The organism is Actinopolyspora xinjiangensis (genome assembly GCF_900104475.1).
Classification (GTDB): domain Bacteria; phylum Actinomycetota; class Actinomycetes; order Mycobacteriales; family Pseudonocardiaceae; genus Actinopolyspora; species Actinopolyspora xinjiangensis.
The window spans coordinates 66,673-85,529 of sequence record NZ_FNJR01000012.1 but is presented as its reverse complement, the minus strand read 5'-3'; the positions used below and the strand labels follow the sequence as shown (position 1 = coordinate 85,529).

The 18,857-nt window shown below is 68.9% G+C and carries 12 protein-coding genes; 1 reads left to right on the top strand and 11 read right to left on the bottom strand.

What is annotated here, in order from left to right; translation table 11 throughout:
* Positions 1 to 48 precede the first annotated feature (48 nt).
* The 5 genes from BLQ75_RS17875 to BLQ75_RS17855 form a co-directional block, all read right to left on the bottom strand.
* Complete coding sequence (locus tag BLQ75_RS17875; protein WP_244515680.1) at positions 49 to 936, bottom strand: ESX secretion-associated protein EspG; 888 nt, start codon at positions 934 to 936, stop codon at positions 49 to 51.
* A 36-nt stretch (positions 937 to 972) separates the two neighbouring features.
* A complete protein-coding gene (locus BLQ75_RS17870) occupies positions 973 to 2,502 on the bottom strand; it encodes a hypothetical protein (protein ID WP_170837551.1) in 1,530 nt (509 codons plus the stop codon).
* Positions 2,503 to 2,514: 12 nt separating this feature from the next.
* Positions 2,515 to 3,180, bottom strand: a complete 666-nt coding sequence (locus tag BLQ75_RS17865; RefSeq protein WP_092603933.1) for a DUF3558 family protein — start codon at positions 3,178 to 3,180, stop codon at positions 2,515 to 2,517.
* A 126-nt stretch (positions 3,181 to 3,306) separates the two neighbouring features.
* Positions 3,307 to 3,492 carry a DUF397 domain-containing protein gene (locus BLQ75_RS17860; protein ID WP_092603819.1) on the bottom strand — a complete coding sequence of 62 codons (186 nt, stop codon included), beginning with the start codon at positions 3,490 to 3,492 and terminating at the stop codon, positions 3,307 to 3,309.
* A gap of 2 nt (positions 3,493 to 3,494) precedes the next feature.
* On the bottom strand, positions 3,495 to 4,355 hold the full coding sequence (locus BLQ75_RS17855; protein WP_139183024.1) for a helix-turn-helix domain-containing protein: 861 nt from the start codon (positions 4,353 to 4,355) through the stop codon (positions 3,495 to 3,497).
* 134 nt (positions 4,356 to 4,489) lie between these two features.
* On the opposite strand from BLQ75_RS17855, the gene BLQ75_RS17850 reads away from it, so the two are divergent.
* Positions 4,490 to 4,789, top strand: a complete 300-nt coding sequence (locus BLQ75_RS17850; protein ID WP_092603817.1) for a hypothetical protein — start codon at positions 4,490 to 4,492, stop codon at positions 4,787 to 4,789.
* A gap of 163 nt (positions 4,790 to 4,952) precedes the next feature.
* Here BLQ75_RS17850 and BLQ75_RS17845 read toward each other — a convergent pair whose 3' ends face one another.
* The 6 genes from BLQ75_RS17845 to drmA all read right to left on the bottom strand — a co-directional run bounded on the left by BLQ75_RS17845 (position 4,953) and on the right by drmA (position 18,657).
* Positions 4,953 to 7,229, bottom strand: a complete 2,277-nt coding sequence (locus BLQ75_RS17845; protein ID WP_092603816.1) for a GmrSD restriction endonuclease domain-containing protein — start codon at positions 7,227 to 7,229, stop codon at positions 4,953 to 4,955.
* A gap of 66 nt (positions 7,230 to 7,295) precedes the next feature.
* The gene (locus BLQ75_RS17840; RefSeq protein ID WP_092603932.1) at positions 7,296 to 9,389 is read right to left on the bottom strand and encodes a UvrD-helicase domain-containing protein; all 2,094 of its coding nucleotides are present in this window, start codon (positions 9,387 to 9,389) and stop codon (positions 7,296 to 7,298) included.
* A 122-nt stretch (positions 9,390 to 9,511) separates the two neighbouring features.
* Entirely contained in the window at positions 9,512 to 11,212 is a 1,701-nt protein-coding gene (locus BLQ75_RS17835) for a serine/threonine-protein kinase (protein WP_092603815.1), read from the bottom strand.
* A gap of 464 nt (positions 11,213 to 11,676) precedes the next feature.
* The gene (gene drmC, locus BLQ75_RS17830) at positions 11,677 to 12,465 is read right to left on the bottom strand and encodes a DISARM system phospholipase D-like protein DrmC (protein ID WP_092603931.1); all 789 of its coding nucleotides are present in this window, start codon (positions 12,463 to 12,465) and stop codon (positions 11,677 to 11,679) included.
* A gap of 10 nt (positions 12,466 to 12,475) precedes the next feature.
* Positions 12,476 to 14,380, bottom strand: coding sequence for a DUF1998 domain-containing protein (gene drmB / locus BLQ75_RS17825; RefSeq protein ID WP_092603814.1), 1,905 nt, complete (start codon positions 14,378 to 14,380; stop codon positions 12,476 to 12,478).
* A gap of 323 nt (positions 14,381 to 14,703) precedes the next feature.
* The gene (gene drmA / locus BLQ75_RS17820) at positions 14,704 to 18,657 is read right to left on the bottom strand and encodes a DISARM system helicase DrmA (RefSeq protein WP_092603813.1); all 3,954 of its coding nucleotides are present in this window, start codon (positions 18,655 to 18,657) and stop codon (positions 14,704 to 14,706) included.
* Positions 18,658 to 18,857 lie beyond the last annotated feature (200 nt).

The following is an 18,857-nucleotide window of genomic DNA, read 5'->3' as shown; positions in this document are numbered from 1 at the left end:
CCGGCCGCCGCGTGCTCCGGCGGTGACGGCTGCGGCCCGCCGAACGGCTCACCGGACCTCGGCGACCAGTTCCTCGATCTTGCCGCCGAGTGCGCGTGCGTCCACCGGGGTGAGGGCGTGGATGGGCTCGCCGGTCGTGCCGCGCTCGTGGTGGTCGAGGTAGCGGCCGTCCGGTTCGGCGTTGTCGAACCAGCGCACCACCCGGGAACGGGTCACGCGCCCGTTGCGGTCGCGCAGGTTGGCCGCGAGCTGGCCCGCCCGGAGGTGTTCGGCCGCACCGATGGTCCGGTACAGCTCCAGCTGGCGGTCGCCGCTGCTGCCACCGGCGGAACCCGCCGCAGGACGGAGCAGACCGTGCGACTCGGATTCCGCTTCGGAGTCCTGCCTGGGAAAGGAACTCTCGGGGACTCGTACCGGCCCCTGGTTGCCCGGCGGTGCCGGGGGAAGCGTCGGCAGCAGCACCTGGGACAGGCTCACCCGGTCGTGGAGTTCGACGGTGAGCGCACCGCCGTAGCGTTCGGTCTCGCCCGGCGGCTGCACTCCGAGCACCACCCGGTTGCCCGCCGTGACGGCGGCGACCGCGCGCCACATCGGTGGTTCGCCGAACCTCGGGAACCACATCGAATCGACCCACAGATAGGGCTTGGCCAGCACCGCCAGCGCCCATGCGAGCCCGGGCTCGACCTCGTCGTCCACGACGAGCCCTTCGGAGCGCATGGTCTCGTACTCGCGGTTGCCCACCTCGGCGAACTGCTCCCGGGTGTGGGTGTAGGGCTCCACCTCCAGCGGCAGCGCCAGGTCGTCCAACCCGAGATAGCTGTGCACGAAGTACAGGTGCAGCGGGTGCAGCTGCCAACGGCCGGAAACGGCCACGTCGTTCCCTTCCTGCCCGAGCGCGACCGGCCCCGGGGCCGGTCGCGCCGTCGCTGTCGTCACGAATCCTTCCGGAAGCGCCGCTCGGCGAGGAGCTCACTACTCGATGACCGGCGGGGCTGTCCGGGGCATGTCGTTGAACCACACGTCATCCCACTCCTCCAGCCAACTGGGACGTTCGTGCTCCTGGTCCTCGTCACCACCCTGGCCGCGACCGGCTCCCATGGCTCCCAGAGGCGCTCGCCCACCGCCCGCGCGGCCCGAGGTGGCACCGGCTGCGGCCGCGCCCGAGGAGGTGGAACCGCCTCGGATCGGTGCGGTACCGGCACGGCCACCCGAACCGGGCGTGGTACCGCCGCGTCCCGAGCCGGAGGGAGTTCCACCACCGCCGGTTCCACCGGCGTAGCCGCCGACCCCGCCGACACCACCGATCGCGCCGCCCGCACCGCGTCCCGTGGCACCACCGCTCCCGCCGGGACCGCCCGGCGCGCCCGGGGAACCCGGCGCGGTGGGACCACTCGGGTCCGGTGTCCAGGCTGAACCACTGCCCGCGGGACTGTCCGGGTAGTCCCCCGAACCGGGTGGTTGTCCCGATGTTCCGGGGTCGGAACCGGTACCCGAACCACCACCGGTACCGCCCTGTCCCGGGTAGGAGCCGCCGCTACCGGGCAGAGTGCCGTTGCCGGGGCCAGCGCTTCCGGAACCGTTGCCACCGACGCCGCTGCCGGAGTAGTCACCGGGCGCGGTGCCCTGGCCGGTGCGCCCCGGCGGCACGGCGGGCGGAATCGCCGGTGGTTCACCGACGGGAGGCTGCGAGGGTGGCTGCGCGGGTTCGCCGTCGAGCTGTCGGTAGGCGGGAACGGTGGCGTCCACATCCCGGTAAGTCGCGCCCAGCACCCGATCCATCGTCTCCTGGGCTTGGCGCTCCTCCTGCTGGCGCTCCTGCATCTGCCGCTTGGCGTCCTGCTGCGCACCGGTGGGGCCGCTGGCGATCCCCGCGAAGAACGAGCGACTCAAGTTGTAGTCGCGGGGCGGCGGGACCATCTCCTTGACCTGACCTGCGGCCGAACCGGCCTCCTCGATCTTGTTGCCGGTCAGCCGGAAGCACTCGCCGCTGCCGCGGGCCCAGGTGGCGAGTGGTCGTGCGGACTGTTTGGCCGTCTCCGCCGCCTTGCCGGACCAGCCGCTGTCGATGGCCTTGGTGGAATCCCCCTCCAGTCGTTCACCGAGTTCGGCGAGTTTCTTACCGATGTCGCGCCACGCCTCGCCCACGGCCTTCGCGTCGGAGAAGTTCAACGTGCTCTGGTTGGTGTCGTAGATCTTCTTGTGGTCGTAGGACTGCCAGTTCTCGTGCTGCTTGATCGACTGCGGGTCGTAGCCCGCCGGGGCGTCCAACCGCCGGTTGCGCTCTTCGAGCTCCTGGCGCCGTTTCTCGCCTTCCTCCTCGGCGGCGGCGGCCCGCTCCTGGTGGGCGTTCTCCGCGCGTGTGTCGTAGCCGAACAGCTTGCCCACGTCGTCGCGCAGCGTCCCGGGAATGTCCCGGATGGTACCGGGAACATCCCGCAACGCGCCGGCGATGGCTTCATCCGCCGACCCCATGTGCTCGTCAAACCAGGATCGGATACCCATGACAGCGCCCCCTCACGCAGGTTCCGGAACGTTCGGCTCAACCTTCTCGGCTATCTCCAGCGCCTTCGCGCACTCGTCGACGTCCTCGGGGAGGCGGATTTCTTGTGTCTGAACCTGAATCAATCCTTGCTCGGCATCGAACATCAAGACACAAGCACGAGCTTCAGTGGCCCCGTTGGGGACAGCACTCGCGGCAGCACGACCGTTCACCTGAGTTCGATCAAACTTGGCCCACACGGACCTCTTCTCCGAAGAGGCCACAGTCTGGCGAGTGTTCTTCTCCAACCGGACGGTAACCGGCTCCCCCGCGTAGTAGCACCCTGGAGCCCATGGCAGTTCACTCCTGGACTCCCCCCGCGTTTCCAGCCCGAACGATTTCAATTCTTCATCCGACAACAAGTCACACGGATCCACTCCGGCAAGCACCTCACCAGAAGGCTTGGCACCTGTGGTTTCGGAGGAATCATCGGCAATGCCATCGGGCGAACATCCGGCGGAATCAGCGAGCTGATCAGCTTCTGAAGCCTCACGTTCGTAAACCGCGGCAGCACTGTCGGCGGCCTGCGGTTCCACGGTCAATTGCCCCGCCGAGATCCGCTGCTGGATCCAGGCGTTCTCCTCACGGATGACCCCCAACGCCGCACTCGCCCCCGTGAACCCCGCCGCCACGTCCGCCATCACAGCCCCTCCGACTCCGAACAAGCTCACCGCAACCGCGCCACTCCGACCGGACGATCACCCTAACCCACACCAGAACCCCTCATCCGCCAAACCGACAAACCAGACCGGTGACGCAAGTCACTTTCAAGGGGTTCGCAACGCCGCCAGGAAGTCCGTCCACTGACGACGGTTCACCAGCAGCACTCCAGCGGCCGGATCCTTCGAGTCCCGGACAGCAACCCCACACTCCATCGGGGCTACCTCCACACACGCCCCCTGGTTCATGCTGTGGGAGGACTTTCTCCAGGCAACCGCAGCTACGGCTCGCATACTCACTCCTGTGTCAGATCAGCGATCACGCGTTCCATGAGCTCGACCGATTGTCGCTGATCCAATGCCTCATCACGAAGAGCTTTCGCAATAGAGGCATAGGTCTCAGTGAGCTCCGGATCCTCCACGTCGTAGCGGGCTCCCAGTACGGGGTGGCTTTCCAAGAACACGCCGGGGCCGAACTCCGTGAACTCCAGCAACACAAACTTGCCGTCCATACCGGAATGAGCGCCTACCCCGGTGGGCATGACCTGGACTTCCACATGCGGCAGGGCAGTCATCTCGATCAGGTGCCTGATCTGCGCGTGAAGAACGTCCACCCCGCCTATAGGGCGCCAGAGAACGGACTCTTCGAGCACCGCGTGCAGAACGAGCGGCTCCGGCGCAGCGAGTAGCCGCTGGCGCTCCAAACGCAGCTCAGCCACCTTTTGATGATCCTCGGTCGCCACGCTGCGACTGGCCTCGGTCAGTGCCGCCGCGTACTCCCGAGTTTGCAGCAGGCCGGGAACCACCAACTGCTCATAGTTGAACTCACGAACCGCCTCACCTTCCGATCCCAGGAAGAAAGCGAACCACTCCTCCACCACATCGGAGTAGGGCGCCCACCAACTCGGCTCCCCCGACCGTTTGGCCTGTTCGACCAAGGTATTCAGCTCGGACTGTGGAACTCCGTAGAACCTGAGCAGATCACGCACGTCCCGAGGCTGGAAGCGGTACATACCGGCTTCCATCTGGCTGATCTTGCCGCGCGAACATTCCAGCTCAGCTGCCGCCTCATTGGTGGTCTTACCAGCGTCGGCTCGCGCGTGACGCAACCTCATACCGATCCGTCGACGCAACGACGCGGAGTCCGATCGATCCACCAGATGCACCTCCTCGAAGCGGACACCAGTCTCCCTCAACAACGCTTGACAGCCACAAACACCCAATCGAAGGATCCACACGCTAACCGTTAATTACTAACCTGTTAGCCAGATCAGCAAACCAAGGAGGAAACATGCTTCCTAACTACCCCTCACTCCCGCCCCTGGGCACCCGCGAGGAGTTCATGACCGCCATGCGGGAGATGGTCGAGGACAACGCACCGCGCGTCTTCGCGCTGTGCGAGGAGCTCGGCGACCGCCACGACGCGGTGCTGCACTACTGGGGAATGGCCCACGACGACCACGCCGACCTCATCGGACTGGGCGGCAGCCTGCACATCGGTTTCCGGGACGCCGCGACCGCCCGCGACCGCCTCGCCCTTCGCCGGAACCTCCACCTCGTCTGGCCGCACCAACCACCCACCCCCACCTGACCTGACAACCCCGCCGCACCGACAGGCCACGCACGACGAACCGCCCGGCACGCCGAAGCGCACCGGGCGGTGGGCGCATCGGAGTGGCACGATGTCGGATTCCGGCGTCGTGCCCCGGAAAGCCATCCGATCGGAACTCCGGTGAGCGCTCGGGAGATCCCGGTCAGGCCACGTACCCGAACTGGCTCAGCCGGTACTCGGCGATCCGCAGTTCCTCTGCCGAGAACAGCTCGGCGAAGCGCGGCTCGGTGACCAGCGCCTCGACGGTGAGGTCGAGCCTGCCGCGTTCCCAGAGCGCGGCGAAACCGTCGGAAACCGCCGCACCGGCCAGCAGTTTGTGCGCGGTGGCCAGTCCGCCGTGCTCGGCGAGCATGCTCAGGAAGTAGGTGGCGGTGTAGTGCGCCTCCCGACGCCCCCGCTCGTACAGCGAACGCATCCGCTGCTCGAACTCGGCCACGAGCGGTTCCCGCACGGGATCCGCTCGGCGCGGCTGCTCGGCAGCGACGGGCTCGGCATCGGACTCCGGTTCGCTCCGGTTGCGGCGCCGCACGTAGCCACGTAGCGCGTCGACCGAGGTGAACACCTCGTAGCCGAGCTCCTCCAGCCGGGGCAGATCGGCGTCGGCGGTGTCGAGTTCGAGCACGACCGGGCTCCCCTGGCCGGTCTGCAACCCTTCGGGCCAGAACGCCTCGGCCACGGCCAACGGCCGACCGGTGCGGGGATCGGCGATCTCGGTGTCGGTGGCCGGATAGGCGCAGCCGAGTTCGACCAGCTCGGAGATGAGCCCGTTGACCTGGGCCACCCGGGCGTCCATGTCGTCGTCCCCGGCGATTGAAAGCGGTTGCAGCTCTTCCCGGTCGGCGACCGGCTCCCCGGTGCGCAGCTCGGTGAGGAACGACTGTGCCGCCTCTGCCAGCAGTTCACGCCGCGCCTGCAGGAAGTCGGGGTAGTTTTCGATCTTCCACAGTTCGGGATCGGTGGGAATCCACTGCGAGGCCAGCGCGCCGGGGTGCTTCTCCTCCACCTCGGCGAAGTACTCCTCGGGCGGCCGGTTCCCCACCACGAGATTGGTGTCCTGGGTGAGGAAGCAGAAGTTGGCGATGGCGTTGACCTGGGAACGCTCGTAACCCGCCTGGTAGAGCAACGACTTGGGGAACAGGTGGTGCACCTGCAGCGAGGAGTTCCTGCCCAGCATGTCGGCGCGCAACGGAATTCCACTGCCGAAGTCGCGGGCCTGGTTCACCCTGGTCAACATGTACAGCAGCGGGTAGAAGCGCGATCCCTTCGTCGATCCCTCGAAGTCGTGCGCGTGCACGTCGAGGTTGCCGCCGCGCCAACGCTCCAGCGAGGTGATCAGCCCGTCGATGCCGGAGCGCTCGACGGTCTCGTAGTCCTTCTGCAGGAAGGTTTCGGTGGAGCCCGCGAAGCGCCCCCACAGCGCGGCGTGAACGTACCAGTACAGCACCTTGTCCTGGTGGGAACGGTCGTCGAACCCGCCGCCGTTGAGCTCCAGCAGCCGCGAGACCACCGGGAAGGCGTAGCGGGCCATCAGAACCCGGTCGTGGTCCAGGCCGAGCCGCCCGGAGACCAGATCGAGGAACCGGCCGATGTAGCCGGTGGATCGGTGCAGCGCGTCCCGGAAGTCCTCGGCCGAGACGTTGTCCAGCGCGGTGAACAGGGCTCGACCGGTCGCCACCGCGTTGGCGTTGCGCAACAACCAGTCCAGTGTGAAGTCGAAGCCCGCCTCCTGCCACTTCCGCAGCTTCTCGCGCATCTCGCCGCGCGCCTCGCTCCACTGCGAGCAGATCTTGGCCAACGCGAGATCACCCTTGGACAGTTTCGTCCCGCCGGAGTTGACCCGGTTGAAGATGTCGACCACCGTGTCCACGTTCTTGTCGTTGCCGGTGATCTTCTCCGCGTAGAACTCGCGCTCCAGCAGGTTGCGCAGCCGATTCAGCCGTTCCACGTAGACGCCGAGATTGTCCGGGTCGTGCTGTTGGAAACTGGTGATGTACTCGCCGAGATTCTCCAGGAACAGTTTGGTCACGTTCACCCAGCGGTAGTCGTCGGCCATCCTGGACGGCGCGTAGAACTCGAACTTCTCCTCGACGACGTTGAAGTAGAGATTGGCGAAGACCGAGGGGTCCCCTTCGAAGAACGCCGGGGCCCTGCCGCGCACCACGCCGTACAGCGAGGTGATGCGCTGCTGACCGTCCAGCAACAGCAGATGGGTTCCCTGCCGGTCGCTCGCCTCGCCCCGGACGGAGATCCCCGCTGCGTCGGTTTCCCACATCAGCAGCCCACCCACCGGGTGTCCCCGGTACAGCGACTGCATCAGTTCCCGTACCTGGTCGCGGTTCCACACGTAGCCGCGCTGGAACTCGGGAAGCAGTACGGAGCCGGAGTCGATCTGGTACAGCAGTGTGGAAAGCGTGGGCATGCTCCACCTTCCTGTGGTCGTGGCGGGTCGCGCGGAGTAGTGCGGAAACCTCGTACGCGACCGGTGTCAGTCCTGGGGGTGCAGGAACGGGCTCCTGCCGCCGTGCCAGGACACGGCGAGCTGCTCCCGAGCACGGGTGCAGGCGACGAACAGCAGGCACCGCTCGCGCTGGGTGTCCCTGCGGTGCGCCGAGGCGTCCTCCTCGACGGGTGTGATCGCGCTGGCGGGTGGCACGTGGTGCTCGGTGACCCCGGCCACCGCCAGACAGCGGAACTCCAGCCCCTTCATCCGGTGCATGGTGCCCACCGCGACCGCGTCCTCCTCGTCGACCGTGCCACCGAGCAGCTTCACACTCGGGATTCCGGCCCTTCCGAGCTCGGCCACGACCGTGTCGACGAGTTTGTTGGAGCGCACCGCCACACCGATCTCGCCGGGGGCGATTCCGGTGTCGATCCATCCCCGCAGCGTGGTCACCAACTGTTCGAGTTCGGCGGCTCTGGTGGGGAAACCGCGAACCCACGGGTGCTTGCCGCGTACTTCCGAACGGCAGCCCGCGATGGCTTCGAGCCCCTCGTCCATGTCGTCGATGGTCTCGCCGCGCAGCAACCCGAGACTCCAGGCGAGGATCTCGGCGGTGGTCCGGTAGTTGACGTTCAACCGGCTCGACCGCCCGGTCACCCGAATACCCACCTCACGCAGGCTGACGCGGTTGTTGTAGATGCGCTGGTGCGTGTCGCCTGCCAGGAAGACGTCGTCGGGCAGCTCGGGCACGGCGGCACGCAGCAACCGCCACTGCACCGGGCTGAGGTCCTGGGCCTCGTCGACCACGACGTGTCGGTAGGGCTTCTCGGTTCGCCGTTCGAGCAGCCTGGTCGCCTCGACGCAGATCGTCTCGTGGGTCCACACTCCCCGATTCCGCAGCGTGCTCTCGAACTCCCAGATCGCCTGCCAGACCTGGGCCCGCTGTCGGCTTCCCAGGCCACGTCCCCTGCCGTCGCGTTTCGCGCCGAGGTACTGCTCGGCACTGCCGACCCGCTGGGCCAGCACGACCTGCCGCCACTCCTCGGCCAGAAAGTCGGGCGAGAACGGTACTTCCAGCTCGGTGGCGATCGAGTGCCACAGTTGTCGTTGCTCGTCCGTGGTCAGGATCGTGGGCTGTTCGTGGTGTTCGCGGAAGACGCGGTTGGCGAACTGGTCCACGTGGTGCACGTGGATGCGCTCGCGCACCTCGGGCTCCTCCACGAGCAGTTCCACTCCCTTGCCGAGTGACTCGGCCAGAGTCGCGGTGAAGGTGGTCATCAGGACCGGCCCCGATCCGTTCACCGCGAGCTGGTGAGCGCGGTGCATCGTCACCACGGTCTTGCCGGTGCCGGGACCTCCGGTGACGCGCGCGGGGCCGTTGTAGGAGGCCTCCACCGCCGAGCGCTGCACCGGGTGCAGGTAGATCCGCCACATCGTCAACGGGTGCCGAAAGACAGCCATGAGCTCTTCGGGACCGTCGACGAGCACGACGCGATCGGAGCTGCGTTCCACGGCCGCGTCCAGATCGTCCGGGTCGAATCCGGTGTCACCGACCTCGGCGGCGAGTTCGGCCCACACCTGTTCGGGGGTGTAACCGGCGGCCAGTCCGAACAGCACGTCCCACTGGTTTCCCGGCAGGAAGGACTTGGCCGCGTCGAGCTGCGTCGAATCCGTCAGTGCCCTGGCGAAGACCAGGGTCTGCTCGTCGATGCCCAGCTGTCGCAGTTGGGAATCCTTGACGTGGTCGAACAGGCGGCTGGGTGAGCTCTCGGCCATTCTGGACAGCCCGGGCAGGCTGTCCTCCACCGCGGCGACGTCACGGATCTCGATCCGTCCGGTGGCGGCGTTGACCGAGGCACTGCGCCGTTTCGCCCAGGCATAGGCCTCGTCGTGCGGCAGCACGGTGAGCAGCGTGTAGCTGTCGCCCGAGTCCGGGGCGAGCACGATGCCGCGCCAGAAGTCGGTGATCCGGATGGAGCGGAACCGGGAGTCGCGCGCGTTGGCGATCTTCTCCAGGTGCGCTCCGGCGTGGCTGACCTGACCGAATTTCGTCAGGGTCTGGCTCACCCGCTCCTGAACCTGCTTCTCGAGCTTGGCGAACTCCCGCAGGAAGTCCTTGTCTATGCCGAGTCGGGCCACTTCCGTCTCCGGTCCCGCTGTCCGTCGTTGTCTGTCACTGTCGTCCGCCGTGTCGCCTTCACCGGGGAGCACTCGACCGTCTCCGGTTCGGGTGCCCGACGCGCCCCGAAGGTCACTGATGATCATCCTCCTCGACGGGTCAGGCCGTCGAGCAGTTCGCGTACTTTGACGACGGTGGAGTGCTCGGGGTCGTGGGTGCGGAGCAGGTCGTCGAGCAGTGTGCTCAGGGTCGTCTCGGCTTCCTCGGTCCTGCCCGCACCCAGCTGGAGCATCCCGACCTGGCGCCGCAGGTCCAGGGTTCGGGGGTGGTCGTCGCCGAAGACGCGCTGCTCGTCGGCCAGCAGGCTGTTCATGGCCCGGAGCGCGTGGTCGTGGTTGCCGCCGAGCGCGTGGCAGCTCGCGTTGCGCAGTCGGCAGTGGAAGACGAGTTCGCTGTCGAGCCCGTCGCGCTGTGCCAGATCGGTGGCCAACGCGTGGTAGACGGGCCCCGCCCGCTGGTACCGACCGCCGTCGTAGAGCACTCTGGCCCACTCCAACCGCAGCCCGATGACCTCGCCGTCGGTGCTGCCGAAGGCCCTGCTCGCCGAGTCCACCGTGGTCCGCAGCAGTTCGGCGGCCTCGTCGTAGCGGGAACGCTGTACGTAGGAGTCGGCCCGGTTCTTGGCCGTTTCCAACTCGTCGCGGGTCAGTGAGCTCCGACCGTCCCGGCCTTCGCCGGAGGCAGCGGGTGTGCTCGGCTCGCCCGTTTCCGGTGGTTCCGGTCGCGCCGGTGCCTCCTCGTGCGGAATCTCCGTCCCGGTACCGCCCGTTGCTCTGTCGGCCGCACCGTCGTGAGCCGGGCCGTCGTGAGCTGGTCCGCCGTGATACGGGTACGCCGGACCCGCCTGATCGGAGTCGTCGAACGGCGAAACCCGACTCAGCACCGAGGCGTACATCCTGGTCGGGCTGGGGATGTCCGGCGCCGCGAGCGCTCCCGGCAGCGCTTCGAGGTGCCGAGTGAACGGCAGCAGCCTCCGGTAGACGGTGTACGCGCTGTCGGGGCGCTCCTCGGCTTCCTTCGCCAGCAACTCGGAGAGTAGCTCGTCCAGCTCGCCGGGGATGTCCGGGCGGTGTTCGAGTGCCGGTACCGGTGGCTGGCCGACCTGCTTGTTCATCACGGCGTAGTCGGTGGGCCCTCGGAAAAGCCGCATCCCCGTGAGCGCCTCGTAGAGCACGCAACCCAGCGAGTAGAGATCGCTGCGGGTGGAGCTGGTGGCGTCCTGGATCTGTTCCGGAGCCATGTAAGCGGGAGTACCGATGTGTTGGCCGGTGCGGGTCAACCGGGACATGTCCGCCACATCGAGTGCCACGGCCAGTCCGAAGTCGAGCACCTTGACGGTGCCGTCCGGTTGCAGCATCAGGTTGGAGGGTTTGAGGTCGCGGTGCACCAGCTGTTCCTGATGGGCGGCGGTGAGCACCGAGCAGGTCTGCGCGGCGATGGCGGCGGCCCAGCCGAGCGGCAGCGTGCCGTGCTCGGCGATCAGATCTGAGACGCTGATGCCGTGAACACGCTCCATCACCAGGTAGGGGCGATCACCGTGCGCACCCACGTCGAAGATCGAGGGCACACCGGGATGCCGCAACCGCGCGGTGACGCGGGACTCGCGGTGGAATCTGCTCACCAGCTCCTCGTCGGGTTCCGCATCGGGGAACCGGACGAACTTGACGGCGATCTCCCGTTCGAGCTTGGTGTCACGTCCCGCCCACACCTCCCCCATACCGCCCTTGGCCAGCGGAACGGCCTGGAGTTCGTAGCGATCATTGATCACTGTCGGTTCCGCCACGTTTCCTCCCCGAAGTCCCGTGCGCGAGTCTCGCTGGGTTGTCCGCTTCCGGCCGAGCCTGCGATGTCGACGCTGACAGGTACTCGCGACCGCCGGCGGAAAATCCGTTCCGTTCGGCGTAATCGAAAGTTCCGCTCGAAACGAGACCAGGGGTCGGTGGATACACGGGAGATGGGGAACCGGCGAACGCGCCCCTGCCCCGTCGAGATCAATCGGCTATCCCCTTTTCGGGCTAGTGCGGTTCTACATCAGCGAGTCCGCACACCCCGAGCTCTACCACGGTTTCTTCCGTCTCCGTAAGATAGCGCATCGAACTAACGAACAGTTCCCACTGTCGGAGAATCCGACCGTTGCCGAGTTGTTTCCGGAATCCGGCGGCCCGGCCGAGGGAGATGCCTACCGCACCATGGCTCCGCAGCATGATTCCACCGTGCGCGGATTCGGTTTCGTAGCAACGAGCCGGTTCATCCGGGGTTCGCTCGTTCGTCGAGGTGCAACCGTTCGAGAATTCCGCGGGTCTTGAGCTCGGTGAGGTGCTCGGCGGCGCGCTGCGGGGCGGTCCCGCCGCGCACCCGCAGCCCCGCCTCGATGTTGCGGTCCACTCCGGACTGGGTGAGGTTGGCGCTGGAGACCAGCAGTTCGCGCCGGTCGGCGACCGCGATCTTGGCGTGGGTCCTGGAGTTGCGTTCGGTGCGCTGCCGCGGCGGCCAGTGCCACAACTCGATGCCGCCGATCCCCGCGAATGCCTCGGCCGGTTCGGGCTCGCCGAGCGCACCCCGCGCGCCCCGCAGGGTCTCCACCACCACGGTGACGGCCACTCTCCGCTCGACCGCCGCGCGCAGCGCCCGCCGCAGCTGCTCGTGCGGACGTGCCGAGTAGGTCATCAGCATCAGCTCGTGGCTGGCCCGCTCGATGAGTTCGACCAGCACCCGCGCGGTGGCGCGCACCGGCACCGGGTGGGTGCCGGGGCCGCTCCAGACCGGTTCGACCGCGATCTCGGCGGCACGGCGGTTGTAACCGGCGGCCAGTCCGCGCAGGAACCCCGCGGTCTCCTCGGCCGAACGCCCCTCCGCGGCCCGCGCGTCGAGGACGGCCCGCGCGGTCTCGGTGTACTCCTCCCCCGGCCCGGCCAGCACGGCCTGCTCCGGCCAGCCCGCCTGGATGCGGTCGGCCAGCGTGCGCAGCGCGGTCGCGCCGAGGCGGGGTAACGCCTCGGCCGCGACACTCTCCAGATCGGACGGTTCGCCGGTCATGCCCACACCCTCACGGCAGCTCGCGATACAACGCCAGGTCCTCGTGCTCGTCGACGGGAACCACGAACCTGCGGTCCAGGAACCGGTTGCCACGTTCGCAGGTGGTCTCGGAGACGAACAGGCAGACGTGGCAGGCCGCGCCGTGCAGGTGGTCGGCGGGCGGCTGCGGGAGCCGTTCAGCGCACAGCGGGTCGGAAGAGCAGCGCCGCGCCTCGCTCAGCGCGCGGCGGGTCAGCCGCACCAGCCGGTCGGGCTCGGCCTGCGAGACCAGCCCGCCGAGGGTGCCCTCGGCGTCGGGCACGGCGGTGTAGAGCAGGATGCCGCTGCGCGGGTCGTCCTCGGTACCGGCGTAGATGCGTTCGGACAGATTCGCCGAGCTGTAGCCGCACTCCAGGGCGATGGTGCGGATCAGCAGGTGCGAGAGGGTGTGCAGCGCCAGATAGCGGGCACCGGGCCAGTTGCGCATCTCGTCGAACTCGCCGGGGATGCGGTCGGAGTAGCGGTTCTTGCGGAACTCCGCGTAGGCCCGCCGGTGGCGGTGCATCGCCCGCGACTCGGCCGCGCGGCTCTCCCAGTCGCGCAGCAGGTCCTCGGGCACGCGCAGGAAGATCCCCTCGCCGCGCACCTCGCTGGCGGGCACCCACTGCGGCGTGGACCGGGCCAGCGGGGCGCGGGTGACCAGCTTGGGGTCCTCCGGGTCGGGCGCGTCGAGTCGGGTGAACCCGGTCAGCGCGCGGACCTCGCGCAGCCGCTCGGCCTGCACCACGTCGGCGTAGTAGCCCGCCAGATCGGCAGGCACTTCGGCGCGCCGCAGCGTGAAGTCGTCGGCGGGTGCGGGCAGCTCGGACGCGGCGAACACCTCCCACTCCGGGGTCCGCAGATCGAGCTGCTCGGTCTCGCTGTCCTCCTCGCTCTCCTGCTCCATCCTGGCCCGCACCCGCTCGACCGCCGCCTCGATCTCGGCGTCGCTCCAGCCGGCGAGCTCGTGGAAGGCGGGCACATTCTCCCGCGCGTAGGGATACATCGCCGCGGGCAGCGTGGACACCGCGTTCCAGTGCTGCTCGACCTTGGTCTCCAGTTCACTCGCCTCGGTGCGGGGAACCGCCAGCACCGACAGGTTCTGCGGGAACCACTGGTTGGAGGCGCCGACGGTGAGGACCTTGGGCGCGCACTCGCAGCCCTGCGGGTCGAACCGGTTCAGGTGCGGGTGCCTGCCCCGGCAGCGCGGTAGATTCTGCTCGCCGCGCTGGCCCATGGCCTGCCCCATGTTGCGGTGCTCACCGCAGCTGACGCATTTGATCTCGACGTTGACGCCGCGATTGCCGCCGCGGTCCTCCATCCGCATCCTGGGTTGTTTCACCTTGGGGCACTCGGCTCCGTGGTGGACGAACTCCGGGTAGGGGAAGTCGTCCAGGTGCCCGGCGGTGCAGGAGATCAGGAACCGGGAGGAGATCGCCAGCGGAGGGGCTCCGCTCTTCTTGACGCCGCAGCCCTGGTGGAAGAACCGGGCGTCCTGCGGCCTGCGGGGCACCTCGTTCTCGAAGCCGAACACCCGCGAGTCCACCGGGGCGAGCTCGTTGCAGGCGGTGCAGCGCAGCCAGGAGGGGAACGGCACGGTCGGCACGCCCACCCTGGAAGCCGGGCCCCGCGGGTCCTGGTCGAGACCGTCCAGCCAGGGCGCTGGCAGCAGTTCCTTCACGTTCTTGCCGAAGATGCCCTGCACCGCGGACAGCAGCCGGGGCTCGGCGATCGGCTTCCAGTCGTTCCGCTCACGGACGTCGTTGTAGTTCCAGTCGTCGAGCCCGCGCACCAGCACGGAGAAGTTGGGCATGTCGACCAGCGCGCCGACCCCGCTGGTGAACATGAGGTGGCTCGGGCGGACCGAGCCCACGCGACGGCGGTGGTTCGTAGTCATAGAGCTCCTTCCGGAGCGGGTGTCAGAAGTTGTCGGGGCTTGCCAGGACCCTCGCTTGGCGGAACCTCTCGCACGGCTCTCGCTGCGGTGCCGGAGACATCGGTTAGGTAACGCAACGTCTCCGACGTCCTCGCGAGAGCCGCACGGGAGAACCCGCGGGTGGTTGGGCTGCGTGAGTAGTAGGAGTGCGGCCTGCGGGGGCGGTAGGTGCTCGGCACCGCGCCGAGGGCGCCGCGATTTCGCGAGAAATCGCGGCCACTGTGTCGGGAGGTCCAGTGCGTGCGGCACCGCCAACACCTGGGAGAGCCGAGCGAGGGTCGCTGTCACGATTTGCGTTTGGTGGTGGGCAGTGCGGTGTCGCCGAGTTCGTCGCCCTCGGGGATCTCCTCGTCCTCGGCATCGGTCTCGCCGTCACCGTCCGATGGGGGCGCGAAGGTCCACGCGGGAGCGTTGTAGAGGGTCTGGAACAGCTCCTCACCGCCGGGCACGAGCAGGTTGATCTCGTTCTCGGTCTCGCGCATCGACTGCGCCACGGTGCTGTCCCGCCAGGTGTGGTCGCCGGGTTTGGTCAGCAGCGCTCGGCGCTTCTGGTCGTCACGGCCGGAGGAACGACCGACGTAGCCGACCGAGTGCTCGCCGTCCTGCTCGCCGCTCCAGAGGTCCTTGGTGCGGCCGAGCCGTTCCGCCAGGTAATCGCGCCCCCGCTGCCCCCGCACGGCTTCGGCACGGTCGAGCATCCGTTCGGTGATGCGCCGCACGAGCGGGGAGTCCAGCTCCACTTCCTGGGCGTCGTTCTCCCCGGAGTGCGGCTCGGCGGCGTTGCGCACCGCCGCCACGAACGCGGCGGTGACTCCCCGGTCCAGCGCGCGGCGGGTGTAGGGGGTGACCGAGAGCGCCTCGACCTGGCGGTAGAAGGTGGCGTGGTAGTGCTCGAAGTCCTCGTAGTGGGCCAGGTCGCGGGGCCTGGTCCAGTTGTAGAGGGTGACGACCAACCCCGGCCCGCTGTCGGTGCGGCCCACGCGGGAGGACGCCTGGATGTACTCGGCGGTGTTCTTGGGCTGGCCGGTGACCATCATCAGCCCGAACCGGGAGACGTCCACGCCGACCTGCAGCATCGAGGTGGCCAGCACCACGTCGACCGGGTCACGGCCGTCCTTGCGGCGCTGTTCGCGGCGCGCGCTGAGCGGATGCGGCTCGGGGGTGTCCTTGCCGCGGGAGGACTTGCGCCGCTGCCCGTAGATCTCGCGCAGGTTCGCGCCGATGGCGCGGCGGCGTGGGGTGGTGTCGATCTCGGCGTCGAAGCCGTTCTCCAGGTGGGTGAGCACCTCGCTGATGTCGGCCGAGGAGATGCGGGAGGTCAGTTCCTGGATGTTGAGCATCGCGGCGCGGGTGAGCAGCCGGTCGGAGATGCCGCGCCTGCGGCCGTGGGTGCGCACGCGGGTGGCCACGTCGTCGTCGAGGGAGCGCCGCATCCCGGCGAGTTCCCTGGTGGCGTTGAAGTAGCCGACCAGCGTCATGTACGGGTCGGCCGCCGCGCCGTGCTGGTCGAACAGGGTCTGCCCGGCCAGCAGCAGGATCTCGGCGACGCGGATCTCGGCGGACTTCAGCCGCACCCCGTGGGCGCAGATCCCGAGGTAGCGCCTGCCCGGTTTGTCCGCGGTGGACACCTGATGCGAGAAGAACGTGTCGGAGACCTCGGTGACCTGCGGCGGGAACACCGCCAGATCGCGGTTGAACACCCCGCGCACCTGCTCGCCGGCGCGTTTGGTGGTGGCGGTGGAGGCGATGATCTTCGGCCCGGCCTCGTTGCCGCCGGGGGTGCGCCAGCAGCACAGCTCGTCCACCGCGGACTCGAACAGCCCTACGGTGGTGCCCAGCGCCCCGGAGATCAGGTGCAGCTCGTCCTGGATGATCAGGTCGGGCGCGCGCAGCCGCGCCACGGGCTTACTGCTCACGTTCGGGTGGCCGCTCTTCTTGTGGTGCTTGTCGGCGCAGCCGGTCTCGGCGTCGAGGTCGGCGTGGCGGTAGCCGTGCCGGGGGCACCAGCGGCGCACCCGGCCGAACAGCATCCCGGCGTAGCCCTTCCAGGGCAGCTGGGCGAGCTTGTCCACGGTGGCGATGACGAGGCTGGGCAGCAGCCGGTAGATCTCCTCGTCGACGGTGAGGATGGGCAGGCCCTCGGGCGAGTGCGGTTTGGAGAACGGGCAGGCGTCGCTGCCCTCGGCGTTGGGGCAGTGCAGCAGCACCCGGCGGGTGGCGGTGTCGACCTCGGCGTCGCGGTGGGCGAGCAGCGCGGAGCCGCACCAGGGGCAGGCCAGGGTCTGCAGCACGTTGGCGCGTTTGCCGTCGCCGGCCTCGCGGGCCTCCCTGATCTGCTGTTCGGCCTGGCCGAACCAGTTGGGTGAGACGCTGCCGCCGACCCACAGCCCGATGCGGAACGGTTCGGCGCCCCAGGTGGCCTCGTCCTCACGTCGGATCATCTCCGCCGCGCACACCAGCGCCGCGGCGCGCTGGAACTGCTGCGCGGTCAGCAGCCGCAGGGTGTAGCGCATCAGCACCGCCACTCCGGCGCCGCCGTCGCGGGCCTCCTCGCCACTGCCGAAGGTGCCCTGCAACCGGCGGATGGCGAAGGTGAACGCGGTCAGTCCGAGGTATGCCTCGGTCTTGCCGCCGCCGGTGGGGAAGAACAGCAGGTCGAGCACGGCGTTCGAGTCGGCGGCGCGTTCGGCGTGGTCCGGGTCGACCAGCGAGGGCAGGTTCAGCAGCACGAAGGCGAGCTGGAACGGCCGCCAGGAGGCCCCGGCCGCGCCGTTGGCCTCGACCCGCTGCTTGGCCTCGGAGTAGTCGATCTCGGCGGTCTCGCGCAGCCGCGCGAGGTCGGTGTGGCGGCGCTGGGCGGCCATGGCGCGGTTGGCGAACCGGAACGCGGCGAGCGCGTCGGCGTGGCCGGGGTGGTCGGGGTCGGTGAGCAGGTCGATGCCCGCCCGCACCCGGTCGGCGGCGCGGCGTGCCTGGAAGACGGCGGATTCGGCGGTCTCGCGCAGCGAGTCGGGCAGTTCCCGAGCTTCGGACTCGCGCTGGTCGAGCCAGCGGCGGTAGCCCTCGGACAACGGTGCGAGCCCGGCGCGCAGTTCGGACGGTTCGGCGGTGGCCAGGGTGTCCATGGCCAGTTCGGTGCCCGCCAGCGGGCTGCCCCGCTGGTTGCCCGGCGCGACGGTGGCGGGGACCTCGTAGGTGGGCAGCCAGGTGGTTTCGAGCTGGTGGGCGCGGCGGGTGCCGGGGGTGGTGTGCGGGTGCACGGCGACGTTGTGGCCGGAGGCGTAGCGCAGCTGGTCGCGGTAGAGCAGCCGCAGGTGCTGTTCCTCCGGGTCGTCCTCGGCGGCGCTGTCGTACAGCGGGTCGTCGGCGGGCAGGAACACCGGCGACGCGCCGTCGAGGGCGGTGACGCGCAGTCGGGTCTGGAACATCCAGGACTCCTCCTGCGGCTTGCCTTCTCGTTGCGCGTTGACCAGGGTGAGTTCCACGACGCGCTTGCCGTCGCGGTCGCGCGCGGTCACGGCCAGCAGCACGCCGGGTTCCTCGGCGGTGTCGGCGGTCAGCGGCAGGCGGTGCGAGCCGGTGCCGTCGAGCCGGACCTCGCGGCTGACCGTGACGGGTTCGCGGGTCCAGAGCCTGCGTTTGGCGCCTTCGGCGGTCTCGGTGTCCTCCTTGGTGTAGCGACCCCATTCCGCGGTGACGTGCAGCGCGGTGGTGTCCCGCGCGACGGTGCAGCTCAGCCCCATCGAGGAGGCCCAGATGCGGCCGAGGCTCTGCGGGCTGAGCACGTTGGGCAGTTCGCCGCCACCCTCGCCGTTGGCCTCGCCGCCGGTCTCGGCCCCGGTGTCCGGCGCGGGTTCGGCGTCGGCGGTGGGGCAGGCGTCCTGCTTGGGGCCGAGCATCCCGACGAGGTAGCGCTCGCGGGGGCCACTGGAGCCGTAGGGCAGCTGCTCGGTGTCGCCGTCCCACGGGCCGAGCAGGTCGCGCACGATGAGTTCCTGCAACCCGTCGCGCACTTGCGCGCCGCTGGTGTCGGGGAACCGCTGCTCGGTGTCCAGCAGCCGGGTCGGGTCCGGCCGCGCGTCGGCGTCCTCGCCCCCCGCGCCGGTCTCGCCAGTACCGGTGTTGCCGGTGCCGCCGTTGCCGCCCGAGCCGCGCGCCGCGCCGGTGGGCATGTCGAGGCTGCCCTGTTCACCGTTGGGGTTCATGAACAGTCCGTCCGAGCTGTCCGGGGTGGTCATTTACGGTTGTGCTCCCTCTCGGTGGCTCTTCTTGGGCGGTGGCTCGCTGTCGGTGGCTCGTCCGGGGTCGGTCGTGGGAGACGGCTCCACGGACCGGGAAGCCGGTACACCGCCGCGCCGATCCGGCGGTGCCGCGCGGCACCGCTTCGCGCACGCGCCCGCCCGGTCCGGGAATCACGCGGTTCGGTGATCATCCCGAT

Bases quoted from the DNA above. Each gene is read 5' to 3' on its own strand.
- BLQ75_RS17870 (WP_170837551.1), bottom strand. From the start codon at position 2,502: ATGGGTATCCGATCCTGGTTTGACGAGCACATGGGGTCGGCGGATGAA.
- drmC (WP_092603931.1), bottom strand. From the start codon at position 12,465: ATGACCGGCGAACCGTCCGATCTGGAGAGTGTCGCGGCCGAGGCGTTA.
- BLQ75_RS17845 (WP_092603816.1), bottom strand. From the start codon at position 7,229: ATGCCCACGCTTTCCACACTGCTGTACCAGATCGACTCCGGCTCCGTA.
- BLQ75_RS17860 (WP_092603819.1), bottom strand. From the start codon at position 3,492: ATGCGAGCCGTAGCTGCGGTTGCCTGGAGAAAGTCCTCCCACAGCATG.
- BLQ75_RS17850 (WP_092603817.1), top strand. From the start codon at position 4,490: ATGCTTCCTAACTACCCCTCACTCCCGCCCCTGGGCACCCGCGAGGAG.
- drmA (WP_092603813.1), bottom strand. From the start codon at position 18,657: ATGACCACCCCGGACAGCTCGGACGGACTGTTCATGAACCCCAACGGT.
- BLQ75_RS17865 (WP_092603933.1), bottom strand. From the start codon at position 3,180: ATGGCGGACGTGGCGGCGGGGTTCACGGGGGCGAGTGCGGCGTTGGGG.
- drmB (WP_092603814.1), bottom strand. From the start codon at position 14,380: ATGACTACGAACCACCGCCGTCGCGTGGGCTCGGTCCGCCCGAGCCAC.